General features: G+C 54.4%; 16 protein-coding genes. 9 read left to right on the top strand and 7 right to left on the bottom strand.

Annotated elements, in window-relative coordinates; all coding sequences use genetic code 11:
• Nucleotides 1–248 precede the first annotated feature (248 nt).
• From ACYSMN_RS21790 to ACYSMN_RS21805, 4 genes are all read left to right on the top strand, one after another.
• A complete protein-coding gene (locus ACYSMN_RS21790; RefSeq protein WP_488926036.1) occupies nucleotides 249–3,545 on the top strand; it encodes a DUF6531 domain-containing protein in 3,297 nt (1,098 codons plus the stop codon).
• Nucleotides 3,440–4,462 (top strand): RHS repeat-associated core domain-containing protein, encoded by a 1,023-nt coding sequence (locus tag ACYSMN_RS21795; RefSeq protein WP_488926037.1) that lies wholly within the window; start codon nucleotides 3,440–3,442, stop codon nucleotides 4,460–4,462. The genes ACYSMN_RS21790 and ACYSMN_RS21795 overlap by 106 nt, the downstream gene beginning before the upstream one ends.
• 12 nt (nucleotides 4,463–4,474) lie before the next feature.
• Nucleotides 4,475–5,062: an SMI1/KNR4 family protein gene (locus ACYSMN_RS21800; protein ID WP_488926038.1), complete on the top strand. Its 588-nt coding sequence runs from the start codon at nucleotides 4,475–4,477 to the stop codon at nucleotides 5,060–5,062.
• A 62-nt stretch (nucleotides 5,063–5,124) separates the two neighbouring features.
• A complete protein-coding gene (locus ACYSMN_RS21805; protein WP_488926039.1) occupies nucleotides 5,125–5,733 on the top strand; it encodes a hypothetical protein in 609 nt (202 codons plus the stop codon).
• Nucleotides 5,734–6,137: 404 nt separating this feature from the next.
• On the opposite strand, the gene ACYSMN_RS21810 is transcribed toward ACYSMN_RS21805, so the two are convergent.
• The 5 genes from ACYSMN_RS21810 to ACYSMN_RS21830 all read right to left on the bottom strand — a co-directional run bounded on the left by ACYSMN_RS21810 (nucleotide 6,138) and on the right by ACYSMN_RS21830 (nucleotide 10,914).
• Nucleotides 6,138–6,548, bottom strand: coding sequence for a hypothetical protein (locus ACYSMN_RS21810; RefSeq protein WP_488926040.1), 411 nt, complete (start codon nucleotides 6,546–6,548; stop codon nucleotides 6,138–6,140).
• 184 nt (nucleotides 6,549–6,732) lie between these two features.
• Complete coding sequence (locus tag ACYSMN_RS21815; protein ID WP_488926041.1) at nucleotides 6,733–7,368, bottom strand: DUF6266 family protein; 636 nt, start codon at nucleotides 7,366–7,368, stop codon at nucleotides 6,733–6,735.
• Between the two features lie 55 nt (nucleotides 7,369–7,423).
• On the bottom strand, nucleotides 7,424–8,020 hold the full coding sequence (locus ACYSMN_RS21820; protein WP_488926042.1) for a thermonuclease family protein: 597 nt from the start codon (nucleotides 8,018–8,020) through the stop codon (nucleotides 7,424–7,426).
• A gap of 336 nt (nucleotides 8,021–8,356) precedes the next feature.
• Entirely contained in the window at nucleotides 8,357–9,721 is a 1,365-nt protein-coding gene (locus ACYSMN_RS21825; RefSeq protein ID WP_488926043.1) for a site-specific integrase, read from the bottom strand.
• A 296-nt stretch (nucleotides 9,722–10,017) separates the two neighbouring features.
• On the bottom strand, nucleotides 10,018–10,914 hold the full coding sequence (locus tag ACYSMN_RS21830) for a S24 family peptidase (RefSeq protein WP_488926044.1): 897 nt from the start codon (nucleotides 10,912–10,914) through the stop codon (nucleotides 10,018–10,020).
• Nucleotides 10,915–11,012: 98 nt separating this feature from the next.
• On the opposite strand from ACYSMN_RS21830, the gene ACYSMN_RS21835 reads away from it, so the two are divergent.
• The 5 genes from ACYSMN_RS21835 to dnaB all read left to right on the top strand — a co-directional run bounded on the left by ACYSMN_RS21835 (nucleotide 11,013) and on the right by dnaB (nucleotide 14,490).
• On the top strand, nucleotides 11,013–11,285 hold the full coding sequence (locus ACYSMN_RS21835) for a hypothetical protein (RefSeq protein ID WP_488926045.1): 273 nt from the start codon (nucleotides 11,013–11,015) through the stop codon (nucleotides 11,283–11,285).
• A 2-nt stretch (nucleotides 11,286–11,287) separates the two neighbouring features.
• Nucleotides 11,288–11,602: a helix-turn-helix domain-containing protein gene (locus ACYSMN_RS21840; RefSeq protein WP_488926046.1), complete on the top strand. Its 315-nt coding sequence runs from the start codon at nucleotides 11,288–11,290 to the stop codon at nucleotides 11,600–11,602.
• A 15-nt stretch (nucleotides 11,603–11,617) separates the two neighbouring features.
• Nucleotides 11,618–12,187: a hypothetical protein gene (locus ACYSMN_RS21845; protein WP_488926047.1), complete on the top strand. Its 570-nt coding sequence runs from the start codon at nucleotides 11,618–11,620 to the stop codon at nucleotides 12,185–12,187.
• Nucleotide 12,188: 1 nt separating this feature from the next.
• Nucleotides 12,189–13,052 (top strand): DUF1376 domain-containing protein, encoded by an 864-nt coding sequence (locus tag ACYSMN_RS21850; RefSeq protein WP_488926048.1) that lies wholly within the window; start codon nucleotides 12,189–12,191, stop codon nucleotides 13,050–13,052.
• A 91-nt stretch (nucleotides 13,053–13,143) separates the two neighbouring features.
• Nucleotides 13,144–14,490 carry a replicative DNA helicase gene (dnaB, locus tag ACYSMN_RS21855; RefSeq protein ID WP_488926049.1) on the top strand — a complete coding sequence of 449 codons (1,347 nt, stop codon included), beginning with the start codon at nucleotides 13,144–13,146 and terminating at the stop codon, nucleotides 14,488–14,490.
• A 41-nt stretch (nucleotides 14,491–14,531) separates the two neighbouring features.
• Here dnaB and ACYSMN_RS21860 read toward each other — a convergent pair whose 3' ends face one another.
• Together ACYSMN_RS21860 and ACYSMN_RS21865 are read right to left on the bottom strand one after the other, a co-directional pair.
• Nucleotides 14,532–16,490: a hypothetical protein gene (locus ACYSMN_RS21860; RefSeq protein ID WP_488926050.1), complete on the bottom strand. Its 1,959-nt coding sequence runs from the start codon at nucleotides 16,488–16,490 to the stop codon at nucleotides 14,532–14,534.
• A 100-nt stretch (nucleotides 16,491–16,590) separates the two neighbouring features.
• On the bottom strand, nucleotides 16,591–18,249 hold the full coding sequence (locus ACYSMN_RS21865) for a UvrD-helicase domain-containing protein (RefSeq protein ID WP_488926051.1): 1,659 nt from the start codon (nucleotides 18,247–18,249) through the stop codon (nucleotides 16,591–16,593).
• Nucleotides 18,250–18,314: the final 65 nt, after the last annotated feature.

Here is an 18,314-nt window from a genome sequence, read left to right on the forward strand (position 1 = left end):
TTTCCGGGCTGTGTTGGATAGCGCGCCGTACTGCCGCCGCTCAAGCGGGCGCTGCTGTGGAGTACTTGGCCCATAACTGAGTGCGAAAGTCCGGCCCGGAAAATACACCATCTCTCCTTGGGACTATACACCTAGTAGGTAGTTGGCCACTCCTCCTAAGTCGCCTGTCTGAACGACCTAGGAGGAGTGGCCGCTTTTTAGTTTCTTGCAGAGCTTTCCTTTCTATTCTTATTCTTCAAGGCATTACGATGGCGACGGGTGATAAATACATCATGAGCGGCGTGTGGCTCACGTGCGATAAAGGCATGATGCCGACCATGTTTACCGTACTGCCCAAGCCGGCGCAGCTCTACGAAGAGCCCTACGCCACCGAGTTCGACAAGGTCCCGCTCGTCAACATCAAGCCCTTTGGCGTGTGCCAGGTCACGCGCACCCCCTGCGTGCCAGCGCCTATTGAGTGGACTCGGGTCATGGACTCGGGCCTGACCGTACTCGGTGGCCGGCCCCTGCTGCACACGAGCAAGTGCCAGTGTGGGGCGGGCGGGCAGATCTCCATCAACTTCACCCGCGCCGATGCCGATGCCGCCGTGGCCCTCGATCAGAAGCTCGACCAGGTGGACGAAGCCGCTGACATGGCGAACGAAGCCTCTACCTGGGCGTTTTATGGCGCTATTGCATTGGGTATTGGCGGGGCCATCCTCTGCGCTACCGGCGTGGGCGCGCCGCTAGGAGCCGCCATGATGACGGGCGCGGGCTACCTCATGACCACCAGCACGGTGCTGGCTACCAGCGCGGCCGTGGTCAAGGGCGTTACGCGCGTCGCCCGCGACCCGAGCCTGCAAACCGGCCTCTCCATTGCCGGGGAGGTGCTGCTCGAAGCGGCCGAAGAGTACATCATGAAGAAGCTCGGCGGCAAAATAATCAAGAAGCTCGGCCAGGCCGCCCAGCGGGCCATGAACAAGCTCAACCTCTCGGAGCGAGCGAAAGCCCTGGCCAACAAGCGGCTGTGCTCGTTCACGGGGCACCCCGTCGATGTCATCAGCGGCTACCTCTACACCGAAACCGTCGATTTCGAACTGCCCGGGCCCATTCCGCTCCGGTGGGAGCGGCTCTGGAACTCTACTTCTATTCACCAGGGCCCGCTCGGCCACGGCTGGCACCACGCTTACGACATGGCTTTGTGCGTGGATGCCGAACAGGGCGCGGTGGCCTTCCGCACCGCCGATGGCCGGGGCGTGGCCTTCGAGTGGGTGCCACTCGGCCAGCGCACCTACGACCGGCTCGAAAAGCTCACGCTACTGCACGACTCGCGCGGCTACGCCGTGCTCGACCACGGCGCCGACCTCACCTACCGCTTCGGCGTGAACCGCGGCGATGGCGTCTCGCCCCTCAGTGCCGTGGAGAACGCCAACGGCTTTGCCCTCACCTTCCACTACAACGAGCAGGGGTACCTGAACGGCATCACTGACAGCGCCCGGCGTTCGCTGCAGGTCAGCTACGACGAGCAGGGACGGGTACGCGCCATCACGGCCCCACACCCCACTGAGCCCAAGCAAACCGTAGTACTGGTAGCCTACGCCTACGACCGGCAAGGCCAGCTTGTGCGGTGCCAGGATGCGCTAGGCCAGGCCGCCACCTATCAGTACGCACAAGGGCTGCTGGTGCAGGAGACATTTAAGAATGGTCTCAACTTCTACTTCGAGTACGAGGGCACCGGCCCCGAGGCGCGCTGCGTCCACACCTGGGGCGACGAGGGCATCTACGACCACAGGCTGGTGTATGATGTGGCGGTCAAGCGCACAGTCGTCACCAACTCGCTGGGCCACGCTACCACCTACCAAGGCAACGAAAACGGGCTGGTCGTGGAAACCATTGACGCCCGTGGCGGTGTCACACTCACCGACTACAACGAATACAACGAGCGCCTAAGCGAAACCGACCCGCTCGGCCACGAAACCCGCTACAGCTACGACGAGCGCGGCAACCGCATCCTCACGGAACTGCCCGATGGCGCTACGCTAGCATTTGTGTACGACGAGCACGACCGTTGCATGCAGGCCACCGACGCCGTGGGCGGGCAGTGGCAGTGGGCCTACAACGAGGCAGGCAACCTGGTGGCCCGTACCAACCCACTCGGCAACACAGATACCTATGTGTATGCCAACGGCCTACTCCAGCGCCTGACCGATGCGGCCCATCGCAGTACCGAACTTGTCTACGACGACGCCTACAACCTGCGCGAGCTGCGCCTGCCCGCCGGCACGAGCAGTCGCTGGCTGCCTGACGGCTGGGGCCGTCCCCGCAAGCTCACCGATGAGCGGGGCAACGTGCAGTGGCGCGAGTACGACTTGCTTGGCCGCGTGACGACGGTGCACGAGCCCGATGGCAACGTGCGCCGCTTCACCTATGATGCCTTCGATAACATCGTACGCGCCCAGGACCGCCACCACGACGTGCAGTACGCCTACCGAGGCATGGGCCAATTAATACGCCGCGTAGAAGCAGGCACGACGGTAGAGTTTCTGCACGACACGGAAGAACAGCTGCGGGCCATCGTTAATGAACATGGCCTAGCTTACCGTTTTGAGCTTGATGGGGTAGGCAACGTGATTACGGAAGTGGGTTTCGACGGACTCACGCGCCGCTATGGGCGCAACATCGGCGGGCAGGTGCAGGAACTGACGCTGCCCACCGGCCAGCGCACGCGCTATGGCTACGATAGCCGGGGCCGCGTGGCGGAAGTCTTGTATCATGACGGAGCGACGGAAACGTACCGCTACCGTGCAGATGGGGCGCTGCTCGAAGCAACCAACGACACGAGCACCGTGGCGTTCAAGCGCAACGTGCTAAGCCAGGTGGAGCAGGAAACGCAGAGCACCCACACCATCACGAGTGAATATGACCCGTTGGGCTACCGACTAGGCATGACCTCCTCACTAGGCGCTGCGGTTCACTATAAGCGCGACGCAGCCGGGCGAGTGGAACAGATCAAAGCCGGGCAGTGGCAGGCGCTCTTCACTCGTGACGCGCAGGGCCTGGAAATTCAGCGCACATACAGCGGCGGGGCACAGATGCGTTGGAAGCGTGACACCCTGGGCCGGGCCACGGAGCAGCGCGTTCGCACCCGCAATACCCGCGTGGCCGAGCGGGTGCGCACCTACGGGTGGCAGGAAAACGACCGGCTCAGTTCTATTCACGACAGCCAGCACGGGCTCACCCGTTTTGAGCACGACGCCGTGGGCAACCTGGCTGCTGTGACCTACCCTGACGGCACCCGCGAGTTGCGCCAGCCCGATGCGGTGGGTAACCTGTTCCGTGCACCAGACCGCACCGACCGCCGTTATGGCCCGGCTGGGCAATTGCTGGAGGCCCATGGTACGCGCTACGACTATGATACGGCGGGCAATCTATGTAAGAAGACGTTACGCACGGGCGAAGAGTGGCACTATGCCTGGAACAGCGCGGGCTACTTACAAGAGGTAGTACGGCCCGATGGGGGCGTGGTACGGTTCGGTTCACGTATGATGCGTTGGGACGCCGAGTGAGCAAGGCCTACAAAGGCCGAGTGACGCGCTGGGTGTGGGACGGCGATAAGCCCTTGCACGAGTGGACAGAACTGACGGTTAGGGCGGGCGCGGCTGCCATTGAAGACTTAGTAACGTGGTTGTTTGAGCCCAATATGTTCGCCCCCGTGGCAAAACTGCAAGGGCAGGAGCGACACAGCATTTTGACCGACCACTTGGGTACGCCCGTGCAGATGCATGACGGGCAGGGACAGCAGGTGTGGGCCGCCGAGTTAAACAGCTACGGCAAGGTGCGGTGGCAAGAAGGGGAAGCGGTAGCCTGCCCGTTTCGCTATCAAGGCCAGTATGAAGACACAGAAACGGGCCTCTATTACAACCGTTTCCGGTATTATGACCCTGAAGCCGGGCAGTATGTGAGTCAAGACCCTATTGGCGTGTTAGGGGGGCTAAAAGCTTATTCCTACGTTCACGACCCCAATACCTGGGTGGATGTGTTGGGCTTGATGCCTTGGGAGCCAGGAACACCCAAACCCAAAGGATGGAGACTGCCGAAAAATGAGACTTGGAGTGGTGCTCCAGGTCACTCAGATTTTATACCTAATAATCCTGCTGACCTTGGAATTAGCGATGGTTCCAGAATACCTTTTGTGAAAGGTTCCCCAGATTTTTCGGAATTTTCAGTCAAGAATTTAGAAGTGCAAGGCATGACAGGTGTTCATGAAACCGATATGCCACTGATGCACAAAGCCGTTGCAGATGAATATAAGCTTGCAAATAAAACGGCAGGTAGAACATGGCTATCACAAGAAGGATTAACGCCACACCATGCTGGAGGCATTTCGGTTCAACTTGTGCCTACGATACTACATGATGGAGTAAGGCATACTGGAGGAGCAAACGATTTAAGAGTAGCCAACGGGGGCGGTTGTCCAACATAAAAAGCAATTCACATGGCAATTCAAAATGAAATTGAGTGTCTAGGCGGAATTGAGCCGCTAGAAGGCCAATTTAATCCTTTAGATGAAGCCGAGATTGGCAGCATTGAGCAGGAAGTAAACGGGCAGTTGCCTGATGATTACAGATGGCTTCTAACAACATACGGAGCGTTCATCTTCACGAATTCTGTGAAATTTGAACCCATTAAACAAGAACCCGAATATGTTCACGCAGAAGAGCTTGGAATGCCGAGCGGTAATTTTTACGGCTCAGGCGTGGCGACTATGTATGGAAAGGGAGGAAAAAATGCCTCGGCCGACCTGCTGAAAAAAATACGGACGTTTAGGGAAAGAATGCCTGATGCTTTTCTCCCTTTTGCGGATGACGGATTAGGTAATCAGCTATGCTTAGCACTCGATAAGACACATTACCAGAACGTATGTTGGTGGGACCACGAGCTGGAATTTGATGCCGAAGACTATGAAGAAGAAACAGGAGAGGTAATGCCAGAAGCGGCTAAATACCAAAATGTATACCTAGTGGCAAGCAACCTAACCGAGTTTTTTGAAAAACTAAAAGTGGCAGCTTCTGCCAATGATTAACCTGCTATTAGTTTCCACCGCAGTACCGTGGCAACTTGAACGGAAAAGCAAGCAAACCCAGTTTGCTTGCTTTTTTAATGCATTTGAATTTAGAGAACATGATCTCAAAATTTGAGATAATACTTGAAACTGCTGGCATTGTTGTCTTCGATCCATTTGTCTTAGATGACTTTGTGCACGCAAAACAAATTCAAGAAGGAGATTTATTTGACTTCTTTCTGAAAAATCCTCAAATAGGTGATGAAGCTATTCAGCAAGGGATTGTCTTGCCCATTTATTCAATCCCGCCGCTTAATTACCAGATCATCATTAACGATCAATCCGAAAGTGTTTTCAAGGAGGAATGGAAAAAATTGCAGACAAACCCGTTTCCTCTAACCATCAGCTCAGGAAAGATAATTGTGGCAGATATCTACGCCATCATGGATTGGGAGCCAGAGTTTTACAAAGAGCTAGCCATCGGTGAGCAAGGCGGCGCACAAGCTGCTGTTACGGCCGACGCCGGTTTGTATGGAGTTGTAATCAATGGCTTTTGTGAATCAGATTACACAGGTTCTACTCCTGAAAACAAAGGGTATGAGTTGCTTTTAAAAAAGGTTGTGACCTTGCCTAAAATCGACGCAGCCATAGATATCGACGATTTTGACTTTGTGGTTTTCGGTGAAATTTAACCCTTAGAGAAATCGCACTGAGCATAAGTCCGTCAACTTCTTCCTCTTGTCATTCTCCTAGTGGTGAAAACCATTGACGCGCGCGGTGGCGTCACGCTCACTGAATACAACGAGTATAATGAGGTGCTAAGCGAAACCGACCCGCTGAGAAGGGGCTGACCCGCCGGTCAGCCCTTTTTGTAAGCTGTCAGTAGCTCGTGGCCGATGACGGCTCGCCCGGCTGGCAACCTCTCTGGCTCGGCCATCACACCTTGCGTCTGCTCGTGGAAGGTGCGCAGCTGGTCATTTACCTATGTGGCGAATAACACGATAATGAAAGAGCGCCAGCCTACCGGCCGGCGCTCTTTCATTGTTTTAAGTAAGGACAAGCCACTCTGGCCGGGGTTCTTTCGGAGTGAAGTTGGCTACCTGTCCATCATCTGTAACGTCCTAGGAGGCACAACCTTAATCGGCGGCGTTTCGGCTATCTCACCGAACACGGCTTCCAATGCTAGTATAGCCCCGCCGTTACCATCCGGTGTGGGGTTGAACAGCTGCACCTCCTCGCCGGGGGAGCTTTCCCCCAGCAGCGTGGCTAATTGCTCTGTCAGTTCGCTTGTCCGCACGCTGTGTGCCAACAGCGTTTCCGTGCTGATGTCCACGCCGTACAGTTGGTTGATTCTATTCACGCGGTTACGGGCATCCCGTGCCCCGGCCGCTGCGATTATCAGCTGTTGCGCCGCCTTGCGGATGCGCCCGTCAAACTGGGCCCGCAGCCGCAGCGCATCTTTTGTGCGCTTGTCGGCTTGTTTCTGATACTCCGTCTTCTTAGACATGTGTCAAAAGGTTGTCGTTGAAAAATTCAATTCAATTGAGCCGAAAAGCGGGCAAGGGCTTCTCCCAACTTCCTCCCAGCTTCCTCCTGAGATTCTCCCAGCAGCACCGGTGCTCCATCATCCTGCCCAAATACAAAAAAGCCGCCCCAGCCTCAGCGGGCCGGGGCAACTTTTTACGCCCGTACTAGGCTACCTGAGCAGCCGAGGTTGACGAGGCGTCGGAGCCGTCAGCGCGGTAGGCGAAAGCCAGCGTCATCAGGTCGGCGGCCTGCACGCCCGTCAGCGCGTCGTCGTCTAGCTCCAGCGCGCCATCAGCGCGAGTCACACCCTCGTCTGACTGCGACACCACTCGGCCCGTCTGCTTGTTCACCACTAAAGCCTTCACCCGGTCAGTTCCCAGGGCCGTATTGTTGTTCGTGTTGTCGGCGAAGCTCACCGTCACCTTGCCACTCACAGCGTCCAGGGCCACCGATACGCTCGCCAACGGCTCTACTGAGCCGCCAGACAGCACCAGCTTCGAGTAGTTTATGATGGCCACGTTCTGCGCGTCGGCCGAGGTGTTGATGAAGTTCTGCGCCACGAAGCGGTTGTAGGATGACTGGCCGTTCTGCCGCTTTAGGCCCGTTTGTGCCGCCCCCGCGAATTTCTTGAATAGGTCGGCCAGCAGCTTGAAGCGCGAGCGGGTGTTCTGCTGGGCGGGCGTGTTGCTGGCGTTGCTGGCAATTTTAGTGCGCAGCTGATTATTGCCCGCCCCACCCGAGAAGGTAAGGTTGCCAATGCTGCCTTTGATGTTGCCCAATGGGCTGTAAATCCGTGCCATGTTGAAAAAGAGATTAAGTGAGAGAAAGATGTTGCTGCCTGCTTGCGCGCCCGGCCTACCAGGAGCAGCTACCCCAATAGGTCAGTTTTTCTTGTCTGTTGAAGCTCCGCCACACTCCCGGCCGAACCGGCGCGGTACTGCCGCATTTCCACAGCCCCCGGTGCCGGGCCTGGGCCAGCTGCTGAAGCAGCGCCCAGCGTGGCGTTGCTCGGCTCGGCTCAACCGCCCAGGCCCAACCTCGCACTACCAGCAGCGAGTCCACCCGCAGCCAGCGTCGGCCTGTTCCGACTACCAATCCCACCCGCAGCCCCGCCAGGGTACGCCCGTACAGGTCAGGCGTACTCCGGTCCACTTCCAGCAGCCGACCCCGCAGCAGCCGCGCCACCGAGTCCGCCACCTGCCGCCCGAAGGGCTGGCTCAGCTCTGGCGCGTCTACCCCACGCAGCCGCACCAGCCCGGCCGGAAGCAGTACCTCGTAGGTATCGCCGTCTAGCACCCGCCGTACCGAACCATATTCCGGCCCCACACCGCGCCGTGCCGCCGCTACCGGCTTTGGTGCAGACAGTAGCTTCGGCAGTGCCGAGGCTCGCACCTGACTATGCGCCAAATGCGTTGTGAATATCAGTAGCACAAATAGAGTAGGCTTCTTCATGCTCATAAATATGTACGTTTTTTACAGATAAATATATATTATTACAGTTAAATGTATGATATGCTTCGGCAGCTTGACCGTCGTATCTTGCTTAAAATGCTTCGCTGTCTGCTTCCATTACTTCTGGTCCTCTGCTCGACGGCACCACCAACCCCAGCGATAACAGCCGTTGAGGCCACCAAACGATCCGGTCAGTACGTCCATGTTCGCGCCGTAGTAGCCCGTGTATTCACCACCAAGGCTGGCTACACTTTTCTGAACCTCGATCACCCTTGGCCTTACTGCTCACTGGATGTAGTCATTCGCTCCGACTTGTTGCCCATCCTCATCCGCCACCTACAAAAACGGCCCGCCAAACTGGCGAGCCGCGTAATAGAGGTCGAAGGATATGCTCACTGCCGAAGGCTCCACGGCGCAAATCTGGCTATCTAGAGCCTCCGCGCTGACTGAATTGACTCCCTGACCACCTTCCCAGATGCGCTGCATGGTGTGATGCTGGAAATCCTCCACGACTTTGGCGTAGATGAGCGTGGTTTTGATGTTAGCGTGGCCCAGCACCTTTTGCAGCACTTCCACCGGCATTCCGCGCATCAGGCTTTGGGTGGCGAAGGTGTGCCGTGCCGTATGCATCGTCACTAGCTCGTAGGCCGGTACAGCCTGTTTCACTACTTGTCCGCGCACCATTTCCACGGTCTCCACCGGTGTATTAAGGCCCGCCAACTGCCCGAGGCGCTTCAGGCCCCGGTTCATTACCTGATTTGCGTAAACCGGCAGCAGCCGCAGACGCTCTCCATCGGCGTATTTATCGAGGATAGCCTCCGCCGCGGTAGTAAGGTAGATGCTTACGGGGCGCCGGGTCTTGGTTTGCACCAGCTTTAGCACCCGGTGCCCATTCCAGCCATACAGGTTGGCGCCTTGCAACTGCTGCACGTCAGAGTAGCGGAGGCCAGTATAGCAGCAGAATAAAAACACATCTCGCACGGGCACCAGGGTAGAAGGCAGGGGAGTGGTGGCCAATGCCGTCAGGTCGGCGGCCGAGAGGAAATGTTTCGGAGCTTCTGTCCAGCGCACCTGCATACGGCTTAGGTCTAGCGCCAGCTCCATGCCACGTTCCTGCTGCAGGTGCCGCAGAAACTTCTTCACGTCTTTGAGGATAGAGAAGATACCGTTGGGGCCAAGGCCGTGCGTGAGGCGGAGAAAGTGAATGAAGGCATCGTGCTGAGCCAGCGTATAGTCGGCTACATGAAAGGACTTCTTGCCGCGCTGAGCCTCAAATTTCTGAAGCCAGTTGCGCGCCGTGGTGTAGTGGCGCAGGGTATTGTAAGCAAAGCCCCGGCCGCGCAGCACCTCCCGAAACTCGTCCATCAACTCAAGTAGAGTAGGTTCAGCGGGTGCGGCTACTTCCACCACCGGATGTACAGCTTCCTTCATCAAGGCTACGGTAGGGGCCGTGCCCGCGCTACGTAGTTCGCGGTAGCGGCTATGAAGCCGTAGCGTCAGGTTTTCCAAGTAGTCGTTGGCATCCTGATAGCCGGGAAAAGAGCGGCGGAATTGCTGCTTGTCCTTGTTCCAATCGGTGGGCCGGCATTTTTCTTTGGTGGTGGTTTGCAGGCGCAGCCCGTCAAAGCTAGCGTACACGAAGACGGGAGCCAAGCCAGCGCGGTCCGTTTTGTCCTCGCGAAGGGTGAAAGTGACCTTCATTTTTGGTAGTGGTATTGGTAGCGCAAATCCGGCCGCATATAGGAATTAATCCTGAAAGGACTAGAATGCAAAAAGCCTGAAAAACCGCTTCTGTTACCAGATTTGCAGCTTTTCAGGCTTCTTGGAATTGTATTCTAGTACCCAGAGCCGGGGTAGCATCTAGCCTCAAACATGAGACGCTAACCGGTTGATTATCTATGGGTACTATTCAATTAAATTTGATGTGTTGTCAAACAGGTGGCGTAGCAGGGCGCGTAGGGTCTCAACATGCCTTTGCGTTGCCAAAGAGGGGGCATTTACATCAGTCGCAACTGCTCTCCTGAGCGGCTGCTGATGCGTTCCATCATTTCGGTCAGCCGGCCGCGCACGTCCGACGAATCGCGGGCCATAACTTCCAGCAGACCCGCCACTCGCTCAAAAGCTTCCTCCCGGTTGGCGGGTACCCGCGTTGTCAGGATACCCCGCACTTCCCAGATTTCCCAGATGGTTTCCCGGGGGATAGCGTGCGGCGTGAAGTATGAATTGTCCGACAGCAACTCCACCTCCTGGTCCTCGTCTCGGATAGGGCGGGGGATGCGCTTCACCATGAGGGAATCCTCGGTTACCACTACGTACACATGGCGGGGCTTCACCATACGCCAGTCATCCACGCATCGGGCAATAACAATGTCACTAGTCCACAAGGTCGGTTCCATACTGGAGCCCTCTACCTCAAATGCCCGGTGCGACTTGCCTGAGAACTGCGGCAGCGCTAGCAACTCCAGATCCATCTCTTTCAGCACAGCAGGCTTATCCCGGGAAAGCTGATAACCCGCTTGCGCCGGCGTGGGCACCAGCATAATTCCCTCTTCCCCAGCCAAGTCCAGGGTCACAACTGCTGGCGCATGCAAGGAACGCTTACGGGCACTTGCTGTCGGCTCTGCCGCCTGTTTCGTGGTCGTCTGGGCCGGCTCCGGCTGCGGTGCCTTCAACATTTCTCCCTCGCCGAGTAGCAGCCAGCCTGGATTAATCTCTGGATAAGTCTGCATTACCTCGATCAAGGTATCAAAGCCAGGCTTAAACTTATGTCCAATAAAGTTGTATAGCTTCGTTGGTCGGTCATGTCCAAGTTTCTTTGCAGCACCATAAATGGAGTCCCCATAATGCTCAATAATGGCCGATAGACGGTCACCAATTTGCTTTTGTTCTTCCATTTTGCTTCAGGTAACTGTTAAAACTTATTTGGTAGATCAAACTTGTTGTGGTAAACTTGTTTGTCTAATGAACCAAAGTTAATTAAACGGCAAACAAAATGGAACATGTAGCAAAGAAAATTTCAGAACAGCGCCACCTTTTTGGTAAGCGCAGTAACTACACTGCCCGCATCACGGCCAATTTAGAGGCTAAGGGCAAGGCCTTTACGCGGCAGCAGGTGTACAACGTCGTGTCTGGCCGCTACTTCAATATGGATGTGGCCGAAGCCTTCTTCGAGGAATTGGAAGCCGAATTGAAGCGCCGCGCCGACCTCGAAGCCCGGGCCAACCGCCAGTCAAGCCTACCTGCTAACGCTCAAAATCCTGCCTAGCCATGCAAGTAGCCCTGCTAGTCCCCGAACAGGAGTGGCGGCAGCTGCTCTCCGATGTGCAGCGTCTCAAAGAGACCGAAGCAGCCGCTCCAAAAGTGGCACCGGCTCCGCCACCCGTGCCCGACCGCATCCTAACTGTGCGCGAAGCCGCTCACTACATGCGCCTCAAGCCCGAAGGTGTCCGCAACGCTCGTCGGGCGGGGCGCCTGACGGGCCTGCGTCTCAATGAAAAGGAGTGGGGCTTCCGCCTGTCGGAGCTCGACCGCTACCTGTCCCGCTACAACCGCCGGCCGCTCGACGTGCTGCCGGCCCGTTAATCTCATCCCTTCACTATGTCTCAGTTACTTCCCATCGTCGGGCCCGACGCCCCGGCAACGCATTCTATCATCCGCGTCCAGAAGGCCAAGGTCAAGAATCAGCAGCTAACCTGTGAGTTCACGGAGCAGCGCACCGACGACGCGCCTCCACGCGCCTTTATGCTCACTTGCCAGGAGTTGGTACACCCTGATCTGCTGCACCGACTGGCCCAGCTCGTGCCTCACCTCTGTCTACTCACTGAGCAACTCACGGAAACTTCCGACTACTGGCCTGAGGACGTAGCCGAACTGCTTCCTCTGCACTTCGAGCCCTTCACGGTCACGGGCTTCAGCGTTGGCAACGGTGGGGGTGGCGTTACGCTCATCGGTCAGCGCGGCCTAATCGGCGGTAAGGTGCTCAACCTCACCAGCCCCTATGTAGCCTTTAACGACGAGCAGCCACCCTATGCCTACGCCGGCCTATTGGAAAGTGCCCTGGAAGAAGCATTAGTGGAAGTAGAAGCCGCGCTGCGCGGCAAATGCACCGAGTACCGTCAGCTCGATCTATTTGAGCAGCCTGCCACTCAACTTCCTTCCGCGCAGTAGCATGAAGGCCCCCGCGTTTCTCTTCTACACGGGCGACTTTCTCAGTTCTCCCGATGTGCAGCTCATGGAGGCCCATGAGGTGGGGGCCTATTGTCTGCTGCTGTTCAATTCCTGGCAGTCCGACCGCCCCGGCTACCTGCCCAACGATGAGAACCGCCTCCGCCGCATTGCCCGCCTCACCACCGCCCAGTGGGCTGATAGCCGCGAGCTGCTGCTCAGCAAGTTTCCCCTCTCTTCCACTGACAATTCCTTGCGCTACAACCCGCGCTTGGTGCAGGAGGCCATCAAGCAAAGCCTTAAGCGCGAGCGGCTGGCTGCCAACGGCCGCAAGGGTGGCCGGCCCGCCAACCAATTGCTTGCTGCGCAAAACCAATTGGTTTCCGAAAACCAGCCAGCCGCTCCATTCCCGCCACCCACTAACCAGTTGCTTTCTACCAGCAAGCAAAAGCTTTCCACCAAAAAGCAAATGCCCCCTCCAGAGCAAGCAATTGAAAAGGCTTTCAATTTCAGTTTCACTACTTCTACCGAAGTAGAGAGGGGGGCTACCACCTCCCCGCCCGCGCCCCGGTCAGCTAAGTCTGTGAAAAAGGTACTTCCTAAACCGGCCCTGCCCGAAGTACAGGCCTACGCCGCCGAGCTACACGCCGGCAGCGCCGAGGCCCAGGCAGAGGCCAGTGCCTTCTTCGACCACTTCGAGAGCAATGGCTGGCGCGTCGGCGGCAAAACCCCAATGGCTGACTGGCGCGCCGCCTTTCGCAATTGGATGCGGCGCCCACAATTTCCGGCTACTACTACGGTCCCGGGAACTACCCCCACCCGGGCCCGCACCGCACCCAAACCCACCGACCCCAGCCGCTGGAGCTGACGGGCAATGAACAATTATCAATGAAGAATGAACAATCACTCAACCCGCTGACCCTAAACATCATTGCTCATTACTAATTACTAATTATCCATTGAAAAATCTTCCTCCGCAGGCGCTCGATCTGGAAGCGGCCGTGCTCGGTGCGGCTCTGCTCGAAGCCGATGCGCAGCGTAATTTGCTGGCCACGTTGCCCGACGAGCAAGTCTTCTACTTGCCGGCCCATCAGCAAGTGTACCTGGCCATCCGCGACCTGGTGCAAGCCGGTATGCACGCCGACTTGCTCACCGTCGTAGCCCAGCTGCGCCATCGCGGCACCCTGCAGCGCGTCGGTGGCCCTAGTTTCGTAGCCGGACTAACCGCTAAAATCAACTCCACCGCCCATCTCGAAACTCATTGCCGCTTTCTGCAGGAGCAACACGTTCGCCGCGTTGTCATCCGCGCCGGCACGGAGATGGCTGCCTACGGCTACGACGATACCCGTGACCCACTGCAACTACTGGCCGACACCCAACAGCACCTCACCAGCCTACACCGCACCCTCGAAACCCGCCTGGGTCAGACTGCCGCTGCAGCCTTTGCCGTCACCTTCGACCGCCTGGCGCAGGCCGTGCAGCAGCACGGCCTCACCGGTATTCCCACCGGCCTCAGCCAACTCGATGGCCTGACCGGCGGCTGGCAACCCGGCGACTTGGTCATTCTAGCTGCTCGGCCCGCTATGGGCAAAACCGCTGCCTTGCTCCACTTCGCCCGCACCGCCGCCCTCGACCACGGCCAGCACACGGCCATCTTCAGCCTCGAAATGCCTACGCTACAGCTCATGCAGCGGCTGGTAGCTAGTGAAGTATCCGGCTACTCCAACTCCGACCTGCGCCGTGGCAACCTGCCCGGTGGCCTCGACCAAGTGCAGCACATCCGCCAACAAGCCCAGCGCCTGCATACCCACGGCCACCTACTGCACCTCGACGACACGCCCGGCCTGAGCATCCAGCAGCTGCGCGCTAAGTGTGCCCGCCTCCATAGCCAGCACCCGCTAAGCCTGGTGCTGGTCGATTACATCCAACTCATGCGCGGCGACCAGAAAGGCAACCGAGAGCAGGAAGTCGGCAGCATCAGCCGCGGCCTAAAGGAACTGGCTAAGGAACTCAACGCCCCTGTCATTGCGCTGTCTCAATTAAGCCGTGACGTGGAGAAAAGGGGAGGGGATAAGCGCCCAATGCTCTCCGACCTACGCGAGTCCGGCAGTATAGAGCAAGATGCCGACTGCATCGTCTTTCTCTGGCGCGGCGAGTACTACAACATCGCAGAGTACGACGACGGCACGCCTACTGCGGATACGGTGCTATTCGACGTGGCAAAGCACCGCAATGGCGCAACGGATGAGGTAATCGTCAGATGCTCACTGCGCCGAGGCGTATTCAACGACCTTGAGACGCGTTAGCTATTTGATCACTACATATTAGCTTTATTTTATTAACATTGTTATTGATACTTAAATTGCTCAAATATTAAATCAGGTTTTACCCAGACCTCTTCCCAAATGAATCTTTTTTTGAGAGATTCAACTGGTAAAGGGTTGGTCAAATGTTCAAGAAGATTCTCGCAAAACTCCCTCTCATTTGAGTAGAACTTAGTGCGCATTGTATTAACGGCGCCTTGTGCGCCATTAGTGGTTGGTTGAGTAGCACTTTGATCAAGCTCGCCATATTTTATATAATGATGTATGTGGGCTATATCAGTTAATGGCACTCCGCTAATTGACGAACCCGATACTAAGGGGTAGTTCGTTATTACTGCCTTGATGATGGGTTTTGTTCTTAAGCCAGAAAGCACACCAATAAATTTATGCCTATTTTCTTCAATATACTTAGTGGTTTCATTTACTTGTTCCACACCTTTGTATAAAGGTTTGTAAAAGTTAAATACATCCCGCGACTCAAGTGGATAGTTAATGCATTTAACCTCGCAAACTAGAATATATTCACTTAGCTCAAAAATAAAATCCGCGTTCTTTCTTTTATTTATACTTGTTGCATCAGGCGCTATGGATTCATAGCTATGAGTTTCACAAAAATAACCTTTGTCCTTGATTGATTCTCTTATGATATTTCTGACATTATTTTGAAATATTGTGCCTCTATCTGTGAGCGGATATTCTCCAAATTTCAACCACTCATCTATCAAATACAGAAAATGTGAATTACAGATAGTCCACATGCAAAACAGCAAGTCGTCACCTTGTTCCAACATCTGTTTGTTCCAAAAGCTTACTCTTTCCGTGTCGTTTGTTATTAATTTAATAAATTCAATGATTTCATTCTCATTATAATATGTTTTGTCTTGTAAAAATTTGATTAATACAAATTTATTAATTCTAAATGGGGCTTGGTATAGGTAATCAGATGATGAACTTACTTGCCAATCTGCTGACAAGTTGAAAGCCATGTATACTAACTCCCAAAGCTCTGCGTAAATAAGTGTGATATCTTTTACTCTGAGAGTTTTGGTTATTGGTAATAACATGTCTTCAGAAAATTGATAATAAGTAGATAGCTGAAAATGTATGCGCAAATCAAAATTTAAATGAATTTCAGAAAAGCCTTTTGCTATATTTGGTATCAGATAACCCCTTTCAGTGGTTACACTGACTATATGCATCTCTTTTCTTTTAAGTCTAAATTTCTTTGCATATTCTGAAACTTCAATAATATTTAAATCTTTGGAGAAATGTCTATCAATAGTTGACTTAATTATTTCTTTGCCTACCTCAATATATTCTATTGGTTCTTTTTCGATGGGGTTTATAGAATAAATACCATTTTTTATTATAACATGTTTGTCTTCCCACACTAACTTGTCATAACACGTTTTCTCTGATGATGTGGATAGCAAAGATTCATATAAGCCTAACAAAGAGTTTAAAACAATTTCCTTTTTAAAAGAAGTTTTATTTACAGTATTACTCCTGCTTAAAAATCTATAATGTGAAATTATCATACCAATAGCATCAACAGAGTTATCTATTGTATCCACTGCATAGAAATCCCCTCTTGGTAAACTGCTCTTAAGCTTTGTGTTTCTGTATTCTGTATGAACACCAGAATTATTTTCCACTTTATCTAATTTTTGAGCTTTTCTATCTATTCCTCGTTGGAGAAAAAAAGCGTGGTTATTGCATTGAGATACAAAGAAACATTCAAGCTCATCATTTGATAAGTTATACGTATCTGCTACTTCTTTAGCATCTGCATAAAACTTAAAGAATATTTTGTTGAAACGAGGGATTATAATGGTAACGCTTATATCCTTCTCGCTAGTACCATTCAAGCGAGCCTGGTGTATCTCGGCTTCCAGGAATTTGAGGTCAAATGCACGATTAGTCGCAGTAAGGCGCTTATCGTTCCTGAGTTTTTTGCGCAAGTCATACTTTTTGTGGGACATTGGTTAAGAATTATTATGTGGATGAAAGCAACACGCTGCTTGAGTTTTCAGATGTAGAACAGTAAGTCGCAGAGTGGCACAGTGTGTATCGCGGCTGTACCTATTTACCGCTGGCATCTAGCCGTTTTTGCAGCGACAACAACGATGGGGGAGCCTGATGTGGGTTCCCCCATTCGTCTATAGTCGGTGTTTGCAGATGATCGAGTAGCACTGTGCCACTGTTGCCGTATATCACCTGCACATCTGCATGGGGCTGAAAGCCCGTTGGCATACTGTCAGCTGGTACGTACACCCGCTTGCGCGCCCGCGTTAGCGCCACGTACAGTAGATTAATTTCCTCCAACACTTTGCCACGAAAGCCAGTCTCCGGTGCTTCCGTCCGGAACTCCTCTGCCAGCTTATCAATGGTCATCTGCGTGATAAAGTCTGGCGCAAGTTGCACCTCATCATACTCCAAGCCTTTACAACGGTGCACCGTCGAAAAGTACAGCTGAGCTTGGTCGCGAGCACCATCTGCCACGTGTAGCCGCTTCAGCTCCTTAATCAGGTCAACTACCTCATTGCCGTAGTCTTCGACAATCTGAATGAGCATTTGCAGCTGCCTGTCTTCTGTCTGTTCCGCATACTCGGCTAGCTCCTCGATGTTGGACATCTTGCGAATCAGCGGGTCTTTGATGGTTGCGCTTCGCCCATTGTACAACGCCAGCACGTCGTACAGGCTAGCTCCCTCATCGGCGTAAGTGTACGACTGAATGTGTCCCTCAAAATACACGCGCTTCAATTGCTGTCGATGCTGACGCACGTATTCAATGGCCTTCAGCAGTAGCTGCAAATTGGTGCGCCCAATCACCGCCCGCGTCGTATTGCCACCCGTCACCTTGCCAGCTCCCGTAACGGTCAGCTGTGGCCCTTCGCCTAGCTTCGTCTTCCAAGCCAACACTTGAGTGGCCAGCTGCGCAATCGGGGCTTGAAACCGAAAGCTGGTACTGAGCTGCCGCTCCTGAAAGTTGGTTTTCTCCAGTGAATTGACCGCGTGCCGCCAGCCATAAATCTGTTGGTGCGTATCGCCTACAATCACCTTCGTAGCCGCTTGCTTGAAAAAAATATCCAACATCACTTCCGACGCATCCTGGCCTTCGTCAAACAAGATGATGTCGGTCGCTAGCTTGGGCTGGCTGAGCTGAAACAGCTTCAGGTAGAATTCGTGCGAAATAGGCACCTCTGCCCGCTTCATACGGGCCAGCAGCTCCCGGCAGTTACGCTCAATCAGCGCGTAATGCTTCGTGACAAACTCTCGGGCTTTCGCATCCGACACCGTAGCCAGGTAATCAAGCTCCTGTACCTTGCTTTCCGCTTTGTTGCAGAAGTAGGTGATGAACTTCAGAATGTGATTCGCCAGCACGTACTCTTGGTGGCGGTTTTCCTTGTTGCCACGTGGTAGCTTCAGCAGCTCCACCAGCTCGTGCGCTTTGTAGTTGTGCTTGGGGTGCAGCTCATAGCGGCTGCCACGCACCACATGCCGATACGCCAGGGAGTGTGCCGTTTCCACTTGCACGTTCGAAAGGCCTGCTACTTCAAACTTGCGCACGGCCTCTTGCTTTACCGTTTTGTTGAAAGCCAGATAAAGTATACGGGTGCTGGTCGGCTGGGCTTTAGCGTATTCGATTAAGGTAGTTGTCTTACCGCTCCCGGCTACAGCATTTATTTTTAAGTCACCTGTAGCGGTCAGAATTGCTTGTTGTTCGGCTGTAAGCTGCATTGGAATAAATTGCTCGTTTCACGTGAGCCAAAGCGTATAGTCGTTGTAAGATGGTTGGCTTCAGC

It is taken from the genome of Hymenobacter sp. M1-2 (assembly GCF_057808495.1).

Coding starts and splice junctions, on each gene's coding strand:
- ACYSMN_RS21790 (WP_488926036.1), top strand. CDS start 249: ATGGCGACGGGTGATAAATACATCATGAGCGGCGTGTGGCTCACGTGC.
- ACYSMN_RS21800 (WP_488926038.1), top strand. CDS start 4,475: ATGGCAATTCAAAATGAAATTGAGTGTCTAGGCGGAATTGAGCCGCTA.
- ACYSMN_RS21810 (WP_488926040.1), bottom strand. CDS start 6,548: ATGTCTAAGAAGACGGAGTATCAGAAACAAGCCGACAAGCGCACAAAA.
- ACYSMN_RS21815 (WP_488926041.1), bottom strand. CDS start 7,368: ATGGCACGGATTTACAGCCCATTGGGCAACATCAAAGGCAGCATTGGC.
- ACYSMN_RS21820 (WP_488926042.1), bottom strand. CDS start 8,020: ATGAAGAAGCCTACTCTATTTGTGCTACTGATATTCACAACGCATTTG.
- ACYSMN_RS21825 (WP_488926043.1), bottom strand. CDS start 9,721: ATGAAGGTCACTTTCACCCTTCGCGAGGACAAAACGGACCGCGCTGGC.
- ACYSMN_RS21830 (WP_488926044.1), bottom strand. CDS start 10,914: ATGGAAGAACAAAAGCAAATTGGTGACCGTCTATCGGCCATTATTGAG.
- ACYSMN_RS21835 (WP_488926045.1), top strand. CDS start 11,013: ATGGAACATGTAGCAAAGAAAATTTCAGAACAGCGCCACCTTTTTGGT.
- ACYSMN_RS21840 (WP_488926046.1), top strand. CDS start 11,288: ATGCAAGTAGCCCTGCTAGTCCCCGAACAGGAGTGGCGGCAGCTGCTC.
- ACYSMN_RS21845 (WP_488926047.1), top strand. CDS start 11,618: ATGTCTCAGTTACTTCCCATCGTCGGGCCCGACGCCCCGGCAACGCAT.
- ACYSMN_RS21850 (WP_488926048.1), top strand. CDS start 12,189: ATGAAGGCCCCCGCGTTTCTCTTCTACACGGGCGACTTTCTCAGTTCT.
- ACYSMN_RS21860 (WP_488926050.1), bottom strand. CDS start 16,490: ATGTCCCACAAAAAGTATGACTTGCGCAAAAAACTCAGGAACGATAAG.
- ACYSMN_RS21865 (WP_488926051.1), bottom strand. CDS start 18,249: ATGCAGCTTACAGCCGAACAACAAGCAATTCTGACCGCTACAGGTGAC.